Origin of the sequence: Streptomyces misionensis, from assembly GCF_900104815.1 — a bacterium.
Lineage (GTDB): Bacteria > Actinomycetota > Actinomycetes > Streptomycetales > Streptomycetaceae > Streptomyces > Streptomyces misionensis.
This window is the reverse complement of record NZ_FNTD01000004.1, coordinates 1,626,499-1,642,342: the sequence shown is the minus strand read 5'-3', so window position 1 is coordinate 1,642,342 and position 15,844 is coordinate 1,626,499. Positions and strand designations below refer to the sequence as shown.

Here is a 15,844-nt window from a genome sequence, read left to right as displayed (position 1 = left end):
GGACGTTCCCCGCGCGGAAAGATCGACGTTGACGTGGCCACGTCCGGCGCGGCGACAACACCCGTATGCGTGTCGTCATCGTGACCGAATCCTTTCCCCCCGATGTGAACGGCGTGGCCCACTGCGCGCTCCAGACCGCCCGGCACCTCGTAGATCGCGGTCACCACCCGCTCGTCGTCGCCCCCGCCCCCGCCCCGGGCAGCGGCCCCGACACGGACGCCCCGTGTCCCGTCGTCCGGATCCCCTCCCTCCCGCTCCCCGGCTACCCCCAGGTGCGCGTCGCCCTGCCCAGCCGGCGCCTGGCCGCGGCCCTCGTCACCCACCGCCCCGACGTGGTCCACCTCGCCAGCCCCTTCGTCCTCGGCGTGCGGGGCATGGCCGCCGCCGCCCGGCTCGGCCTGCCCGCCGTCGCCGTCTACCAGACCGACCTCGCCGGTTACGCCCGCACCTACATGGGCGCCGGAGAGGCCGCCGCCTGGCGCCGCATCCGCTCCGTGCACGCCGCCGCCGACCGCACCCTGGCCCCCTCCAGCGCCGCTCTGCGCGACCTGGCGGAGCACGGCGTGCCCCGGGTGCGGCTGTGGCCGCGGGGCGTGGACACCGTACGTTTTCGGCCAGATCGCCGGGACGAGGCGCTGCGCCGTGAACTCGCCCCGAACGGCGAGCTGCTCGTCGGCTACGTCGGCCGGCTCGCCCCCGAGAAGCACGTCGAACTGCTCGCCGGCGTCTGCGGCCTGGACGGCGTCCGGCTCGTCGTCGTCGGCGACGGACCCAGCCACGACCAGCTGGCCGAGGCCCTGCCCGGCGCCGTCTTCCTCGGCAGGCGCACCGGTGACGACCTCGCCCGGATCTTCGCCTCGCTGGACCTGTTCGCGCACACCGGGCCCTTCGAGACCTTCTGCCAGACCGTGCAGGAGGCCATGGCCAGCGGCGTCCCGGTGGTCGCGCCGGCCACCGGCGGCCCCCTCGACCTGGTCGACCACGGCCGGACCGGACTGCTCGTGCCGCCCCGCGACGCCGACGCCGTCCGAGGCGCCGTCCGCGCCCTGGCCGCCGACCCCGCGCGCCGCGCCGCGTTCGGCGCCGCCGCCCGCGCCCTGGTCGAGGGCCGCACCTGGGCCGCCGTCGGGGACCGGCTGATCGGCCACTACGGCGACGTCCTCGCCGCGCGCCGGACGGCGGTGGCCGCATGACCGCCCGGCCGCTGCGCATCGTCCGGCTCGCCAACTTCGTCGCGCCCGCCTCCGGGGGCCTGCGCACCGCCCTGCGCGAGCTCGGCAAGGGCTTCCGGGCGGCGGGCCACGAACCGGTGCTGATCGTGCCCGGCGCCCGGCACACCGACACCGACACCGAACAGGGCCGGGTCATCACCCTGCCCGGCCCGCTGCTCCCCGGCACCGGCGGCTACCGCGTGCTGACCGACCGGCGGCGGGTGGCCGCCCTCCTGGAGGACCTGGCGCCGGACCGCCTGGAGGTCTCCGACCGGACCACCCTGCGCTGGACCGGCCGCTGGGCCCGCCGGGCGCGGGTGCCCGCCGTGATGGTCTCCCACGAGACCACCGACGGGGTGCTGCGCACCTGGGGCCTGTCCGAGAACCTCTCCCGGCGGGCCGCCGACGCCCTCAACACCCGTACCGCGCACGTCTATTCGCGGGTGGTGTGCACCACCGAGTACGCCGAGCGCGAGTTCGTCCGCATCGGCGCGCGCAACGTCGTACGCGCCCCCCTGGGCGTCGACCTGGTGGAACGCCACCCCGCGCTGCGCGACCCCGGACTGCGCACCCGGCACGCGCGCGACGGCGAGGCACTGCTGGTGCTGTGCTCCCGGCTGTCGGTGGAGAAGCGCCCCGGCACCGCCCTGGACGCCCTGGAGACGCTGGTACGGCGCGGCCGCCCGGCGGTGCTGGTGGTCGCGGGGGACGGGCCGCTGCGGCCCCGGCTGGAGCAGCGCGCCCGGGAACGGGGGCTGCCGGTGACCTTCCTCGGGCACCTCTTCGACCGGTCCGCGCTCGGCGCCCTCCAGGCCACCGCCGACCTCGCCCTCGCGCCGGGGCCCGCCGAGACCTTCGGGCTCGCCGCCCTGGAGGCCATGGCCTGCGGCACGCCCGTGGTGGCCAGCACCTCCTCCGCGCTGCCCGAGGTCATCGGGTCGGCCGGGGCGAGCGCCGCCGACCGCGGCGAGGCGTTCGCCGACGCCGTCGAGCTGCTCCTGGAGCGCCCCGAGCCCGAGCGGCGCGAGGCGGCCCGGGCGCGGGCGGAGTGCTTCGGCTGGGACACGGCCGTGCGGGCGTTCCTCGCCGCCCATGACGCGCGGCCGCCGCACCCGGCGGGCCCCCGGCGCGCGGTGCCGGAGGGCGTGGCATGAGGCCCGTCCGCTTCGTCGCCCTCGGGGACTCGCTCACCGAGGGCGTGGGCGACCCCGTCGGCGCGGGCCGGCGGGGCTGGGCCGCGCTGCTCGCGGCCTCGCTCGGCCCGGACACCGAGTTCACCAACCTCGCGACCGGCGGGGCGCAGACCCGGGACGTGCTGGAAGGACAGACCCCGACCGCCCTCGCCCTGCGCCCGGACCTGGTCGCGGTGGTCGTCGGCGTCAACGACACCCTGCGCCACACCTTCGACATCCACGCGGTGACCGCCCGCCTCGACCGGGTCTACGCGGCCTGCGCCGGCCAGGGCGCCACCCTGCTCACCGCGTGCCTGCCCGACCCCGGCGCGATGCTCGGCCTGCCCGGTGCCCTGGCCCGTCCGCTGGCCCGCCGGCAGCGCGCGGTCAACGCGGTCGTGCACGCCCTGTCCGAGCGGTACGGCGCCGTCCATCTGCACGCGGCGGACCACGCCTGGATCGCCGACCGGGCCCTGTGGAGCGCCGACCGGCTGCACCCCGGGGAGCGCGGGCACCGGCAGCTCGCCGTCCGCTTCCACGCCCTGCTCACCGAGGCGGGCCGGGCGACCGGCCGACCCCCTTCGCCCGAACCGGAGTTCCCCGCGCCGACCCGGGGCGCGAGCCTGCGCTGGCTCGCCACCGCGGGCACCGCCTGGGTGGCCCGGCGCTGCCGCGACCTGCTGCCCCAGCTGCTGCGCCTGGCCGCCGGGGAACTGCGTCACCGCGCCCGGGGCACCACGGCCCGCCTCGACCTGGAGTCGGCGGCCGCGGTGTCCGCGGCGCTGGCGGCCTTGCCGGAACGGGAGCGGGGGGCGGCCCGGGCGGGGGCGGGTGCGGGGTGAGCGGAGCGGGGGTTCCGGGCGGGGGCGGGTCGAGGGAAGCGGGGCCGTCGCTCGGAGGCGGGCTCCGGCCGGCGTGCGGGCGGGGCCGGCTGATCGCTCACCACCGTCGCACCGGCACGAACCGCACCGGCGTCCCCGGCACCGCCTGGGCCGCTGCCGCGAGGTCGGTCGGCCGGACCACCGCGATCACCGGGTAGCCACCGGTGGTCGGATGGTCGGCCAGGAAGACCACCGGGCGGCCGTCCGGCGGTACCTGCACGGCGCCCAGCACCATGCCCTCGCTGGGGAGTTCGGCGTCCCGGGCCCGCTCCAGGGCCGGGCCCTCGGTGCGCAGGCCGATGCGGTTGCTCGCCGGGGACACCCGGTAGGCGCGCGTGGCCAGATCGCGCAGCGCCCGCGCGGTGAACCAGTCCGCGCGCGGCCCCGGCGTCACCCGCAGCACCAGCTCGGCGGGCGGGCCCGGCTGCGGCGCCCCGTCCACGCGCGCGGGCGGCCCGGCCGGCCGGCCCAGCGGCAGCACCGTGCCCTCGGCGAGCGGGGCCGGGCCCAGACCCGACAGCAGATCGGTGGCGCGGCTGCCGAGCACCGGCTCCACGGCGATGCCGCCGCGCACGGCGACGTAGCAGCGCACCCCGGCCACCGCCGCGCCCACCTCCAGGAGCGCACCGGCCGGGACCACGACGGGCGCGCCCCAGGGCGCCGGCCGGCCGCCCACCGTCACCGGGCAGGGCGCCCCGCCGACCGCCACGGTCACCGTGGAACGGGCGCGCAGGGCACAGCCGTCGACCGTCGTCTCCAGCACGGCCGCGTCCGGCGGGTTCCCGGTCAGCCGGTTGACGAGCGCCGCCGCCCCGGGGTCCAGCGCCCCGGAGCGGGGCACCCCGAGGTGCGCGTACCCCGGCCGCCCGAGGTCCTGCACGGTGGTGAGCGCCCCGGGTCGTACGACGACGAGAGCACGGTCGGTCATGACTCCTCCACCAATCCGGCGTCCGGCCCGCCGCTCACCGGTCCGCCACCGGGACGAACCGCACGCGTGTGCCCGGGGAGAGCAGCGCGGCGGGGTCGCGGGTGTGGTCCCACAGGAGGGCGTCGGTGGTGCCGATCAGTTGCCAGCCGCCGGGCGAGGTGCGCGGGTACACCCCGGTGTACGGTCCCGCGAGCGCGACCGCGCCGGCCGGGACCGCCGTGCGCGGTGTGGCCCGGCGCGGGACGTCGTAGCGGGCCGGGAGCCCGGTGAGGTAGCCGAAGCCGGGTGCGAATCCGCAGAAGGCGACCGTGAACTCGGTGCCCGCGTGGATGCGGGCCACCTCCCGCTCGGACACCTGCCAGTGCGCGGCGACGGCCGCGAGGTCGGGGCCGTCGTAGCGGACCGGGAGTTCCACCGGCGGCAGCGCCCGCTCCGGGGGCGGCGCCTCGGTGGGCGAGGTCAGTTCGGACACCCAGCGCTCCGGGTCGGGCAGCCCGTCGAGCAGGACCGTGCGCGCGGCCGGCACGATCTCCCGGACGGCCAGCGTGCCCGCCGCGCGGCGCCGCAGCAGCGCCGCGTGCAGCGACCGCACCTCCTCGGCCGAGCCCACCTCCAGCAGCAGCGCGTCCTCCCCGACGGGCAGCGCCCTCATGCGAAGGCCTCCACCCGCACGCCCGCCGCCACCAGGCGCGCCCGCACCCGCCGGGCCAGCTCGACCGCGCCGGGCGTGTCGCCGTGCAGGCACAGCGAGCGGGCGTGCACCTGGATGCGCGCGCCGGAGTGCGAGGTGACCACGCCGGAGCGCGCGAGCCCGACCGAGCGCTCGACGACCGCCTCCGGGTCGCTCACCACCGCGCCGTCCCGGCCGCGCGGCACCAGCGTGCCCTCGTCGGTGTACGCGCGGTCCGCGAACGCCTCCGGCACCGCCGCGAGGCCCGCCTTCCGGGCCAGTTCCAGCAGCCGGGAGCCGGGCAGGCCGAGCACCGGCAGCGTGGCGTCCGCGAGCAGCACGCCGTCGATCACCGCGCCGGCCTGCTCCTCGTCGTGCACCACCCGGTTGTAGAGCGCGCCGTGCGGCTTGACGTACGCCACCCGGGCCCCGGCCGCCCGGGCGAACACCTCCAACGCCCCTATCTGGTAGGCAACTTCGGCCGCCAGTTCGGCGGGCGGCACCTCCATCGCGCGCCGTCCGAACCCGGCGAGGTCCCGGTAGGAGACCTGGGCGCCGATCGTCACCCCGCGTTCGGCGGCCAGGTCGCAGACGCGGCGCATGGTGGCCGCGTCCCCGGCGTGGAAGCCGCAGGCCACGTTGGCGCTGGTGACGACGGACAGCAGCTGTTCGTCCTCGGTGAGCCGCCAGCGGCCGAAGCCCTCGCCGAGGTCGGCGTTCAGATCGATCGCGGTCATGGTCGTTCCCGTGTCCTTCGGTTCGTCGGGTCGTTTTCGGCGCGGCGCGGTCAGTCGATGCCGACCAGCCGGTACTGCTCGTCGCGCGCGTCGGTCAGGAACATCTGGCCCGGCGCGTGCGTGATGGCGAACGGCGGCCGGGAGGCCATCACGGCCGCCTGGGGGGTCACCCCGCAGGCCCAGAACACCGGGATCTCGTCCTCCTCGACGGTCACCGGGTCGCCGAAGTCCGGCCGGCCGAGGTCGGCGATGCCGAGGCCCGCCGGGTCCCCGCAGTGCACCGGTCCGCCGTGCACGGCCGGCAGCAGGCTGCTCTCCTTGATCGCCGCGCCCAGCCGGCCCGGCGGCACCGGGCGCATGGACACCACCATCGGCCCGCTCAGCCGGCCCGCCGGGCGGCACGGCCGGTCGGTGATGTACATCGGCACGTTGCGGCCCTGCTCGACATGGCGGATCGGCACGCCCGCCCGGACCAGTCCCCACTCGAAGGTGAAGCTGCACCCGATCAGGAACGCCACCAGGTCGTCCCGCCAGTACGCGCGCACGTCGGTGGGCTCGTCGACCAGTTCGCCGTCCTGCCACACCCGGTAGCGCGGCAGATCGGTGCGCAGGTCCGCGCCCTCGGCGAGCACCGTCACCGGGGAACCGGCGTCGGTGACGTCCAGCACCGGACAGGGCTTGGGGTTGCGCTGGCAGAACAGCAGCATGTCGTAGGCCCAGTCGGCGGGCACCGCGATCAGGTTGGCCTGGGTGTGGCCGGCCGCGACCCCGGCCGTGGGGCCGGCGAGGCCCGCGCGGAACCGGGCGCGCGCGGTGCGCGGGCTCCAGTCGGGCGACCGTCGTTCGGCCGTGGTGACGGGACGGTCCTCGGTGCTCTGCATTCCTGTCATGCCAGTTCCTTCCCGCGCGTCTCGGGCAGTCCGAGCAGCGCCAGTGCCGCGAGCCCGTAGCCGACCGCGCCGAAGACCAGCGCACCGCCCACGCCCCAGCCGTCGGCCAGGAAGCCCACCAGGGTCGGGAAGACCGCGCCCACCGCGCGGCCCGTGTTGTACGTGAAGCCCTGTCCGGTGCCGCGCACCGCCGTCGGGTACAGCTCGCTCAGGTAGGAGCCGAAGCCGCTGAAGATCGCCGACATGCAGAAGCCGAGCGGGAAACCGAGCACCAGGAGCAGCGTGCCGGCGCCCTGCGGGATGTGCGCGTACGCCAGCACGCACACCGCCGACAGCAGCGCGAACAGCCAGATGGTGGCGCGCCGGCCGAGCCGGTCGGTGAGGTGACCACCGGTCAGGTAGCCGAGGAACGCGCCGGAGATCAGCAGGGCGAGGTAGCCGCCGGTGCCGACCACGGACAGGCCGCGTTCCGTCTTGAGGTACGTCGGCACCCAGGTGGCCAGCGTGTAGTAGCCGCCCTGGACGCCCGTGGACAGCAGGCAGGCCAGGAGCGTGGTGCGCAGCAGGCCCGGGGCGCCGTTGCGGCCCGGCCGGAAGATCGCGGTGAACGAGCCGCGCCGCGGGTCCTGTTCGCGGGCCGCCAGCGCCACCGGGGCGTCGTGCACGCTGCGCCGCAGCCACAGCACCAGCAGCGCGGGCAGCGCGCCGGTCCAGAACATGACCCGCCAGGCCAGGTCGTCGCCCGCGAGGGAGAAGACCAGCGTGTAGGCGACGGCGGCCAGCGCCCAGCCGACGGCCCAGGAGCTCTGGACCGCGCCGAGCGTACGGCCCCGGTGGCGGGCGGAGGCGTACTCGGCCACCAGGATGGCCCCGACCGCCCATTCGCCGCCGAAGCCGAGGCCCTGGAGCGCCCGGAAGACCAGCAGCGTCTCGTAGCTGGGCGCGAAGCCGCAGGCCACCGTGAACACGGCGTAGGTGAGCACCGTGAGCACCAGGGCCCGGACCCGGCCCACCCGGTCGGCGAGCACGCCCGCCAAGGCGCCGCCGACGGCCGAGACCACCAGGGTGACGGTGGTGAACAGACCGGTCTGGCCGCTGTCCAGGCCGAAGTACGCGGAGAGCGCCACCATGCTCAGCGGCAGCGTGAAGTAGTCGTAGGAGTCCAGGGCATAGCCGCCGAACGCGCCGGCGAACGCGCGTCGCCCGTGCGGGCCGAGGTCGCGGAACCAGCCGAACGCGTCGTCCTGCTCGGTGTGTTGGGCCGGAGGAGCGGTGGCCGGCGGCGGTGGGGTCGTGCTCATGGGCACCTCGCAGAAGGGGACGGAGGGTGCGGAAAGCGAGCCGTGCCGAGCACCGTAGGGGATCGTTCAACGATCCTTCAATACCTATGTTGTCTCGTTCCGTCGGCTGCGGTTGAATTCCGGGCATGGCAGAGCAGCTTGCGGGACTGGCCGACGACCGTGCCCTCCTGGGCCGCACCAGCACGGCGGAGAGGGTTTCGGACATCCTCAGGAGCCGTGTCGCGGACGGGTACTTCCCGCCCGGCACCCGGCTGTCCGAGGACAGCATCGGCGGGGCGCTCGGCGTCTCCCGCAACACCCTGCGCGAGGCGTTCCGGCTGCTCACCCACGAACGCCTGCTGGTGCACGAGCTCAACCGGGGCGTGTTCGTGCGGGTGCTGACCGTCGAGGACGTCGAGGACATCTACCGCACCCGCTCCCTCGTGGAGTGCGCCGTGGTGCGCGGCCTCGGCGAGCCGCCGTACCCCGTGCGGGGGATGGCCGACGCGGTCGCCGAGGGCGAGACGGCGGCCGCCGAGGATGACTGGAAAACGGTGGGTACGGCCAACATCCACTTCCACCAGGAACTGGTCGCCCTCGCCCGCAGCGAACGCACCGCCGAGCTGATGCGCAGCGTCTTCGCCGAGCTGCGCCTCGCCTTCCACCTGGTGGACGAGCCGCGGCGGCTGCACGAGCCCTACCTGTCCCGGAACCGCCAGATCCTGCGCGCGCTCCAGGCCGGGGACCGGCGCGCGGCGGAGACCCTGCTGGAGACGTACCTGGCCGACTCCCTGGAGCGGGTGGTGGAGGTCTACCGCCGCCGGGTCGGCGAGGAAGGCGCCCCCTGAGGAACGCCGGGCACACCTCGGCCGGCGGCTCGGCGGGCTCCCGTTTCGGTGGATGTCAGACAGAGGACCTAGTCTGTGCACCGTGACTTCCCCCGCACCGACGGAACCCGCTCCGCCCCAGCTCAGCGCCGCCCCGCGCCCCGCGCCGGGCCCGGCCGCCGACGAGGGGCTGGCGCGTCGGCTGCGCGCACTCGCCTGCACCGCGCCGCTGCACGACCTCGACGCGCGCAAGGGCAGCCTCGCCGGCGAGTACTCGGTGTACGGCATGGCCGAGGTGGCGCTCGCCGCCATCGACCTGGTCACGCTCAACATGGACTTCGACACCGGCGCCGACCACGAGCAGATCGTCGCCCGGCTGATCCCGCGCATCGCCGCCCAGGCCCCCCGGCGGCCCGCCGCCGAGCACGAGCGGGTGGCCCGCTGGGTGCTGGAGAACCTGATCAACGTCGGCAGCGTGGACCGCGGCTTCCGCGCCGTCTACGGCACCTTCGCCGCGGACGGCACCTACGTCCGCCGCGACTACGACTTCAAGCTGATCGAGGAGGTGCCCGGCCCCGGCGGCACGGTGTACCTGCGCACCACCGACGAGGCGGTCAACGTCCTGGTCGGCGCCCTCGACACCGACGTCACCAGCGCCCAGATCGCGGCCGAGGTCAAGCTGGAGGTGCTGATCAACCGGGGCAGGCTCGCCGACGCCCAGCTCGCCGCCGAGCAGGCCCGCTACCGCACGGTGCAGTACTCCGAGACCCTGCGCCGAGCCCTGGAGGCCACCCGGCGCAACGTCCGCGCGGTCGACTGGCTCAACGCCGTCCCCGACATGATCGCCGAGGCCCTGGACCACGTGGCCGACCGCTACCGCCACGAGAACGCGATCCTCACCAACATCCGCAAGGCCCGCGACGAGACCGAGGAGCCCGAGCACAAGCGGCGCGCCGCCGAACTGGTCGACATCGTCAAGGACTGCATCCGCCGGCACACCCAGCTCCAGTCGCGCCTGCTGGAGGCGGGCCCGCTGTTCCGCGCCGAGCAGGACCGGCAGGCCTTCGCCACCCCCGCGACCACCTCCGGGATCGACCTGTACGGCCACCTCGTCGCCCCCGTGCTGCCGCTGCCCGTCGCGGAGGCGACCCGGGTCACGGACGCCTTCTTCGCGCACGGCACCGGCCTGCGCACCCCGGTGGCGGTGCGCGTCGCCGACCTCGTGGACATACTCCTGACGCCGCCCGTGGAGCGCGAGCACCTGGGCGCGGAGATGCCCGAGCCCGACCTGATCGCGACCCCGGACGACAGCCGGTTCAGCGAGGAGCAGCTGGCCGCCGCCATGGAGCTGCTGGACCTGCCCGCCGACGCCCCGCGCCGGCTGTCCGGACTGCTGGCCGAGGCCCGGCGATCCGGGGACCCCGATCTGGCCTACCTGGTCGCCCTGCTGGCGGTCCACGCGGCCAGCCCCGCCGTCGGCACCGCCTACCGGCAGGGCGAGGAGAAATTGCTGTTCGCCGTGGACGACGGCACCGAACTGGACGACCCGGAGTTCGGCGGCGCCGACCTGATCGTCGGCATGGCGCTGCTGGACGCGGCGGGCATGGCGGCGGACCGGGCAGCATGAGCAAGTCAGAAAGCGACAAGGAGTCAAAGCCGTGAGCGAGCACGTCGAGTGGAGTGACACCGAGGCCCCGGCCCCGCCGGCCACCTCCGCCGTCACCCCCGCCGACGCCGCCGACGCGGCGCGGCTCGTGGCCTACGGGCTCCAGCCCAAGCTGCAGCCCGCCCGCGACCAGGACTACACCGAGCTGCTGCGCCGCTACCGCGAGGACCCGGCGTTCGCCCGGCTCGCCGACGCCGTCGCCACCGGCCTGGGCCTGGTCGTCCTGGAGGTGTCCCCGCGCGCGGGCATGGCCGTGACCGCCGCCGAGGACTCCGTGTTCGCCGTCCGCATGGGCGACTACGCGCGTCGCACCACCGCCGACTCCGGCGACCGCTTCCTGCACGGACTCGCCCATCTCGCCGTCGCCGCCCTCGCCTTCCCGCGCCCCGAGGACCTCGCCGACGACGGCTACATCGGCCGGGTCACGGTCAACGGCGTGGACGCGTTCGTCCGCCAGGCCTGCCGCCGCATCGAGGAGCGCGCCGAGGAACAGGGCGAGAACACCGACCCCGCGACCGACGCGCCCGGCCTGGAGGCCGCCTGGCGGATCTGGGCCAGGCGCAGCGCCACCGGCGCCACCAAGGACGCCCGCCGGCCCGCCTCCTCCACCACCGGCATCGTCGCCAAGGCCCTCGCCTTCCTCACCGACTCCGGCTTCCTCCAGCGCACCGGCGACGACAGCGGCGGCACCTACCGCACCACCGCCCGCTACCAGCTCCAGGTCCGCGACATGGCCGGCACCGCCGCCATGGCCGAACTGCTGGACCTGGGCGTGGTCCCGGTGACCGACGGCAGCGCCAGCCTGCTGCCCGCCGAGGACACCGACGACCTGGAACTGGTGGCCGACGCGGGCCTGCCCTTCCACTCCTGACGCGCGAAGCGCCCTCGAACGACCGCACCTGAACCAGACTTACGAGAGTCCGCCATGTACGAGCTGTCCCGGGTCCGCCTCTATTCCATCGGACCCGCCGGTGCGCGCTACGCCGACACCGTGCTTGACCTGCGGGGCGTCGGCGAGCCCGTGCCCGATCCGGCGCCCACCCAGGCGGAGTTCTTCGAGGAGGAGCCGTCCGGGCCGCCGCGCCGGCCCGCGCCCGCGGGCGTGCTCTTCCTGGAGAACGGCGGCGGCAAGTCCGTGCTGCTCAAGCTGATCTTCTCGGTGATGCTGCCCGGCCACCGCAACACCCTCGGCGGCGCCAGTTCCGGCGTACTGCGCAAGTTCCTGCTCGCCGACGACTGCGGCCACGTGGCCCTGGAGTGGCAGCACGTGCTGACCGGCGAGTGCGTCGTGGTCGGCAAGGTCAGCGAGTGGCGCGGCCGCCAGGTCTCCAACGACCCGCGCAAGTTCGCCGAGGCCTGGTACTCCTTCCGGCCCGGTCCCGGACTCAGCCTGGACAACCTCCCGGTCGCCGAGTCCACCGCCGTACGGCCGCCCGTGGAGGGCGCCTCGGGCGCCCAGGGCCGCCGCCGCACCATGAAGGGTTTCCGCGACGCCCTGATGGAGGCGGGCAAGGCCTACCCGCACCTGGAGGTGCACTGGGAGGAGATCCACGAGCGCTGGACCGACCACCTCGGCGAACTCGGTCTCGACCCCGAACTCTTCCGCTACCAGCGGGAGATGAACGCCGACGAGGGCGAGGCGGCCGGTCTCTTCGCGGTCAAGAAGGACTCCGACTTCACCGACCTGCTGCTGCGCGCGGTCACCGACACCCGGGACACCGACGGCCTCGCCGACCTCGTCAGCGGCTTCGGCAACAAGCTCGGCCGGCGCGCCGAACTGATCGCCGAACGGGACTTCACGGCCGGCTCCGTCGACCTGCTCGGCCGGATCGTGGACGCCGCCGACGCCCGCGCCCGCGCCCGCGACATCCACGCCGGAGCAGAGCGCCGCACCCGCACCCTCGCCCGGCGGCTGTCCGCGCGCGCCGTCCAGGAACGGATCCGGGCCACCGACCTCGCCCAGCGGGTCACCGCCGCCGCGTACGCCGTCACCCACTCCGAGGGCGCCCGCGAGCGCAGCTCCCTGATCGCCGCCGAACTCGCCTACCGGCACGCCTCGTTGGCCCTCGCCGCCGCCGAGAAGGCCGCCGCCGCGCAGAAGCGCGAGCTGGCCGACGCGCGCACCCTGCACTCCGCCTGGCAGGCCGCCGAGGCCGTGCTGCGCCACCGCGCCGCCGCCGACCGCGTCGCCCGCGTCTCCGCCGCCATCCAGGAGGCCGAACGGGACGCGGCCCCCGCCCTGGCCGCCCGCGCCAAGGCCGCCGTGGACCTCGTACGCGCCCTGCACGCGGCCGCCGAGAACGCCGAGAACCTGGCCAACGAGGGCGAGGAGCGCTCCGCCGCCCTCCAGGAGGCCGGCGACTCGGCCTACCGCGACTCCACCGCCGCCGCCACCGAGGCCCAGCGCGCCCGCAGCGAGGCCGGGCACCTGCGCCAGCGGCTCGCCGAGGTCGAGCAGGAGACCGCCGAGGCGGTCCGGGCCGGCTGGCTGGACGACAGCGCCCCGGACGCCGACCCGGCCCGCGCCGCGCTCGCCGCCGCCGACGCCGAGAAGAGCGCCGTCGCCGCCTGGGACACCGCCCGCGAGGCCGCCCGCAAGGCCGCCGAGCAGGCCCGTGAGGCCGCCGCCGCGGAATCCCGCGCCGAGCTGACCGCGGCCCGCGCCGCCGACGCCGCGACCGCCGCCGAGCGCGCCCACGAGGCCGAGCGGCGCCTCGCCGAATCCCTGGCCGCGGAGGAACGCCTCGCCGAACTGCTGGGCCTGCCCGGCACGGCGGCCCGCGCCGGTCTGCCCGCCCAGCGCACCGAGGAGGCCGACGCCGGCCCCCGCGCGGACCGGGACGACGCCCCCGGCGGCCCGCTGACCGCCGCCGAACTCGACCGCTACGCCGACGAGTTGAGCGAACTGCTGACCGACGCCGTCGGCACCGCCGAACGCCAGCTCTTCGAGCTGCGCACGGCCGCCGCCGACGACGCCCGCATCCTCGGCGCCCTGGGCGACGGCGGACTGCTGCCGCCCGGACCCGATGTGCTGGCCACCGTCGAGTTCCTCGGCGAGCACGGCATCCCCGCACTGCCCGGCTGGCGCTATCTCGCGCAGGCCGTGGACCCCGCCGACCACGCGCGGGTGCTCGCCGCCCGCCCGGAACTGGTCGACGGCGTGATCATCACCGACCCCGACACCCACGCCCGGGCCCGCGAGGCACTGAGCGACGCCGCCCTGCTGCCCCGCTCCGCCGTGGCCGTCGGCACCGCCGCCGCGCTGCTCGCCCCGACCCCCGCCGAGGGCACCGAGCCCACCGGCGTGTTCCTGGTGCCGCCGAACCCGGCCATGCACGACGAGCACGCCGCCGACGAGGAACGCCAGGCCCTGCGCGCCCGCGCCACCGCGCGCGACGAGGAGATCCGGGTGCTCGCCGCCCGGCTCGGCAAGGACCGCGAACTCGCCGCCCGGCTCGCCTCCTGGCGCACCGGCTGCCCCGCGGGCCGCCTCGCCGAACTGGCCCGCGCCGCCGAGGAGGCCCGCGCCTTCGCCGAGGAGTCCGAGGCCGAGCTGGCCGAGGCCCGCACCGCGCGCGCCGAGGCCGAGGAGGCCGCCGCCGAGGCCGCCCGGCTCCGCGACGAACGGCAGGAGGCCGCCCAGAAGGCCCGCCGTGCCGCGGACGCCCTCGCCGGACTCGCCTTCCGGCTGCGCGAACGCGCCGGCTGGCAGGCCCGGCTGCGCGAACTCGCCGACGAGGCCGCCGAGTCCGAGGCCCGCGCCCAGACCTGTCTGGAACGCGCCCGCGCCGCCGACGAGGACCGGCGCGCCGCCCAGCGCGCCGCCGACGACGCCCGCCGCACCGCCCGCGCCCTGCGCGCCGAACGCTCCGAGATCGCCGGCGCCCCCGACGACGTACCGGCCCTGGACGAGGACGCCCCCAAGGCGTCCCTGCCCGCCCTGCGCGAGGCCTACCGCGCCGCCTCCCAGGTGTACGAGAAGGTCGGTGTCGGCGCCGACCTGCGCGCCGAGCAGGCCCGCGCGGAGAGCGACGAGAGTGCCGCCCGCGCCGAACTGGACCGGCTCAGCAACAAGGTCCGCACCCGTGCCGAGCAGCTGCTCGAATCGCCCGACGGCTCCGACGGGCCGTCCCGGCAGGCCGCCGCCGCCCGCGCCGAGGAGTTGGTGCAGCTCCTGGAGACCCGCATGTCCACGGCGAGCGAGCAGCTCGGCCGGCTGCGCGGCGAGGCCGAGCGGCACGCACCCGAGGACGGCGAGGCGCACACCCGGCTGCCCGAGGACCAGGAGCCGCGCGACGCCGAGCACGCCCAGGCGCTGCTGCGCACCGCCACCGGTGAACTGGCCGCCCGCACCGCCGCGTTGGCCGAGGCGCGGGACGCCCACGCCGAACTGCTGGCGGCCCACCGCGCCGCCGAGGACGCGGCCGGCGGCTTCGACGAGATCGCCGCGATGCTCCGCGACCTGCTGCGCGAGCAGGCCGGCGACGAGGAGCAGGAGGCCCCCGAGCCGTACCCGGGCAGCCTGGAGGAGGCCCGGCAGTCCGCCGCCGAGGCCCGCCGCTCGCTGCGCGGCTGCGCCGCCGACCTGTCCGCCGCCGAGGCCGCCGTGCGCGAGGCGAGCGACGTCCTGGTCCGGCACGCCAACTCCACCCGCTACGAGCAGGTCCGCACCCCCGCCCGGCAGCAGATCCGCGAGCTGCCCGCCGCCGCGCTGCCCGAGCACGCGCAGAAGTGGGCGGACGCCTTCGCGCCCCGGCTGCGCGTGCTCACCGACGAACTGGCCCAGCTGGAACGCAACCGCGACTCGATCGTGGACCGGCTGCGCGGCCTCGTGGAGTCGGCGCTGGCCACCCTGCGCTCCGCCCAGCGCCTGTCCCGGCTGCCCGAGGGCCTCGGCGAGTGGTCGGGTCAGGAGTTCCTGCGCATCCGCTTCGAGGAGCCCGACCAGGCCACGCTGACCGAGCGGCTCGGCGAGGTCATCGACGACGCCACCCGCGCGGCCGTCAAGAAGAACTCCGATCTGCGCCGCGACGGCATGTCCCTGCTGCTGCGCGGTGTCGCGGCTGCGCTCCAGCCCAAGGGCGTGGCCGTCGAGATCCTCAAGCCGGACGCGGTGCTGCGCGCCGAGCGGGTCCCCGTCGGCCAGATGGGCGACGTCTTCTCCGGCGGCCAGCTGCTCACCGCGGCCATCGCCCTCTACTGCACGATGGCCGCGCTGCGCTCCAACGACCGGGGCCGCGACAAGCACCGGCACGCGGGCACGCTGTTCCTGGACAACCCGATCGGCCGCGCCAACGCGACCTACCTGCTGGAACTCCAGCGCGCCGTCTCCGACGCCCTCGGTGTCCAGCTCCTGTACACCACGGGCCTGTTCGACACCACGGCGCTCGCCGAGTTCCCCCTGGTGATCCGGCTGCGCAATGACGCGGACCTCAGGGCGGGCCTGAAGTACATCAGCGTGGAGGAGCACCTGCGCCCCGGCCTGCCGCAGCAGCCGCAGGCGGGCGAGGCGGTGCACAGCGAGATCACGGCGACCCGGATGTACAAGAAGCCGGCGTGAGCACCGGGCGCCCGGGAGAACG

At 76.1% G+C, this 15,844-nt stretch carries 12 protein-coding genes; 7 read left to right on the top strand and 5 right to left on the bottom strand.

Annotated features, from left to right (window positions below; genetic code table 11):
• The first annotated feature begins 65 nt into the window (after positions 1 to 65).
• The 3 genes from BLW85_RS08940 to BLW85_RS08930 are packed head-to-tail and all read left to right on the top strand — an operon-like array spanning position 66 to position 3,225.
• On the top strand, positions 66 to 1,193 hold the full coding sequence (locus tag BLW85_RS08940) for a glycosyltransferase family 4 protein (protein WP_070029995.1): 1,128 nt from the start codon (positions 66 to 68) through the stop codon (positions 1,191 to 1,193).
• On the top strand, positions 1,190 to 2,365 hold the full coding sequence (locus BLW85_RS08935; protein ID WP_074991783.1) for a glycosyltransferase: 1,176 nt from the start codon (positions 1,190 to 1,192) through the stop codon (positions 2,363 to 2,365). The genes BLW85_RS08940 and BLW85_RS08935 overlap by 4 nt, the downstream gene beginning before the upstream one ends.
• Positions 2,362 to 3,225, top strand: a complete 864-nt coding sequence (locus BLW85_RS08930) for an SGNH/GDSL hydrolase family protein (RefSeq protein WP_074991782.1) — start codon at positions 2,362 to 2,364, stop codon at positions 3,223 to 3,225. The genes BLW85_RS08935 and BLW85_RS08930 overlap by 4 nt, the downstream gene beginning before the upstream one ends.
• Positions 3,226 to 3,322: 97 nt before the next feature.
• Here BLW85_RS08930 and BLW85_RS08925 read toward each other — a convergent pair whose 3' ends face one another.
• The 5 genes from BLW85_RS08925 to BLW85_RS08905 are packed head-to-tail and all read right to left on the bottom strand — an operon-like array spanning position 3,323 to position 7,790.
• Positions 3,323 to 4,192, bottom strand: a complete 870-nt coding sequence (locus BLW85_RS08925) for a 5-oxoprolinase subunit C family protein (protein WP_074991781.1) — start codon at positions 4,190 to 4,192, stop codon at positions 3,323 to 3,325.
• Between the two features lie 34 nt (positions 4,193 to 4,226).
• On the bottom strand, positions 4,227 to 4,844 hold the full coding sequence (locus BLW85_RS08920) for a 5-oxoprolinase subunit B family protein (RefSeq protein WP_070029991.1): 618 nt from the start codon (positions 4,842 to 4,844) through the stop codon (positions 4,227 to 4,229).
• Positions 4,841 to 5,599 carry a LamB/YcsF family protein gene (locus BLW85_RS08915; protein ID WP_074991780.1) on the bottom strand — a complete coding sequence of 253 codons (759 nt, stop codon included), beginning with the start codon at positions 5,597 to 5,599 and terminating at the stop codon, positions 4,841 to 4,843. The genes BLW85_RS08920 and BLW85_RS08915 overlap by 4 nt, the downstream gene beginning before the upstream one ends.
• Before the next feature lie 50 nt (positions 5,600 to 5,649).
• Positions 5,650 to 6,480 (bottom strand): putative hydro-lyase, encoded by an 831-nt coding sequence (locus tag BLW85_RS08910; RefSeq protein ID WP_074991779.1) that lies wholly within the window; start codon positions 6,478 to 6,480, stop codon positions 5,650 to 5,652.
• A 5-nt stretch (positions 6,481 to 6,485) separates the two neighbouring features.
• Positions 6,486 to 7,790, bottom strand: a complete 1,305-nt coding sequence (locus tag BLW85_RS08905) for an MFS transporter (protein ID WP_074991778.1) — start codon at positions 7,788 to 7,790, stop codon at positions 6,486 to 6,488.
• A gap of 125 nt (positions 7,791 to 7,915) precedes the next feature.
• Here BLW85_RS08905 and BLW85_RS08900 point away from each other — a divergent pair, with 125 nt between their 5' ends.
• From BLW85_RS08900 to BLW85_RS08885, 4 genes are all read left to right on the top strand, one after another.
• The gene (locus tag BLW85_RS08900; protein ID WP_074991777.1) at positions 7,916 to 8,617 is read left to right on the top strand and encodes a GntR family transcriptional regulator; all 702 of its coding nucleotides are present in this window, start codon (positions 7,916 to 7,918) and stop codon (positions 8,615 to 8,617) included.
• A gap of 82 nt (positions 8,618 to 8,699) precedes the next feature.
• Complete coding sequence (locus BLW85_RS08895) at positions 8,700 to 10,223, top strand: hypothetical protein (protein ID WP_074991776.1); 1,524 nt, start codon at positions 8,700 to 8,702, stop codon at positions 10,221 to 10,223.
• A 31-nt stretch (positions 10,224 to 10,254) separates the two neighbouring features.
• Positions 10,255 to 11,133 carry a hypothetical protein gene (locus BLW85_RS08890; protein WP_070029985.1) on the top strand — a complete coding sequence of 293 codons (879 nt, stop codon included), beginning with the start codon at positions 10,255 to 10,257 and terminating at the stop codon, positions 11,131 to 11,133.
• Between the two features lie 54 nt (positions 11,134 to 11,187).
• Complete coding sequence (locus BLW85_RS08885; RefSeq protein WP_074991775.1) at positions 11,188 to 15,822, top strand: hypothetical protein; 4,635 nt, start codon at positions 11,188 to 11,190, stop codon at positions 15,820 to 15,822.
• Positions 15,823 to 15,844: the final 22 nt, after the last annotated feature.

Bases quoted from the DNA above. Each gene is read 5' to 3' on its own strand.
- BLW85_RS08925 (WP_074991781.1), bottom strand. From the start codon at position 4,192: ATGACCGACCGTGCTCTCGTCGTCGTACGACCCGGGGCGCTCACCACC.
- BLW85_RS08930 (WP_074991782.1), top strand. From the start codon at position 2,362: ATGAGGCCCGTCCGCTTCGTCGCCCTCGGGGACTCGCTCACCGAGGGC.
- BLW85_RS08905 (WP_074991778.1), bottom strand. From the start codon at position 7,790: ATGAGCACGACCCCACCGCCGCCGGCCACCGCTCCTCCGGCCCAACAC.
- BLW85_RS08935 (WP_074991783.1), top strand. From the start codon at position 1,190: ATGACCGCCCGGCCGCTGCGCATCGTCCGGCTCGCCAACTTCGTCGCG.
- BLW85_RS08915 (WP_074991780.1), bottom strand. From the start codon at position 5,599: ATGACCGCGATCGATCTGAACGCCGACCTCGGCGAGGGCTTCGGCCGC.
- BLW85_RS08885 (WP_074991775.1), top strand. From the start codon at position 11,188: ATGTACGAGCTGTCCCGGGTCCGCCTCTATTCCATCGGACCCGCCGGT.
- BLW85_RS08940 (WP_070029995.1), top strand. From the start codon at position 66: ATGCGTGTCGTCATCGTGACCGAATCCTTTCCCCCCGATGTGAACGGC.
- BLW85_RS08910 (WP_074991779.1), bottom strand. From the start codon at position 6,480: ATGCAGAGCACCGAGGACCGTCCCGTCACCACGGCCGAACGACGGTCG.
- BLW85_RS08900 (WP_074991777.1), top strand. From the start codon at position 7,916: ATGGCAGAGCAGCTTGCGGGACTGGCCGACGACCGTGCCCTCCTGGGC.
- BLW85_RS08920 (WP_070029991.1), bottom strand. From the start codon at position 4,844: ATGAGGGCGCTGCCCGTCGGGGAGGACGCGCTGCTGCTGGAGGTGGGC.